The organism is Mesorhizobium sp. M7A.F.Ca.ET.027.02.1.1 (assembly GCF_004022985.1).
Lineage (GTDB): Bacteria > Pseudomonadota > Alphaproteobacteria > Rhizobiales > Rhizobiaceae > Mesorhizobium.
This window is the reverse complement of sequence record NZ_RZOL01000894.1, coordinates 1-603: the sequence shown is the minus strand read 5'-3', so window position 1 is coordinate 603 and position 603 is coordinate 1. Positions and strand designations below refer to the sequence as shown.

Sequence of the window (603 nt, the reverse complement as noted above, 5' to 3'; positions counted from 1 at the left end):
CGGGAACAGCGCATAGTCCTGGAACACCGTCGTCGTCGGCCGCTTGGCCGGCGGCACCGAGGTGCAGTCCTCGCCACGGATGAACACCTTGCCTTCGCTGGGGGTGACGAAGCCGCCCAGAATGGAGAGCAGCGTCGTCTTGCCGGAGCCGGACGGCCCGAGCAGGATCGTGTAGCTGCCGGGCTCGATCTGCAGCGAAACGTCCTTCAGCACGGTGTGCTGGCCGAAGCGATGCGAGACGGCACGAATATCGACCAAAGGCGCAGTCATGCCTTTCTCCTGCGCAGCAATGTCAATTCGAACAGCACGACCAGCACGATGGAGACGGCGAAGACCAGCGAGCCGACGGCGTTGGTCTTGGGGTTGAGGCCGGAGCGCAGCAGGTTCCAGATTTCGACCGGCAGCGTGGTGTCGAAGCGGGTGAGCAGGAAGGAGATCACGAACTCGTCCCAGGAGAAGGTCATCGACAGGAAGAAGCCGGCGAAGATGGCGGGCGCCATGACCGGCACGGTGATCAGCAGCAGCACCTTCCATTCCGGCGCGCCGAGGTCGCGCGCGGCACGCTCGATGTTGATCTGGTGGTCGCCCATCTGGCTGTAGATG

At 64.0% G+C, this 603-nt stretch carries 2 protein-coding genes; both read right to left on the bottom strand.

Going from position 1 to position 603, the window contains the following annotated elements; genetic code table 11:
* On the bottom strand, window positions 1-270 hold a 270-nt coding region (locus EN749_RS36870), incomplete at its 3' end, for an ATP-binding cassette domain-containing protein (protein ID WP_128365120.1).
* A partial coding sequence (locus EN749_RS36865) for an ABC transporter permease subunit (RefSeq protein ID WP_128365118.1) occupies window positions 267-603 on the bottom strand: 337 nt, incomplete at its 5' end. The genes EN749_RS36870 and EN749_RS36865, both read right to left, overlap by 4 nt.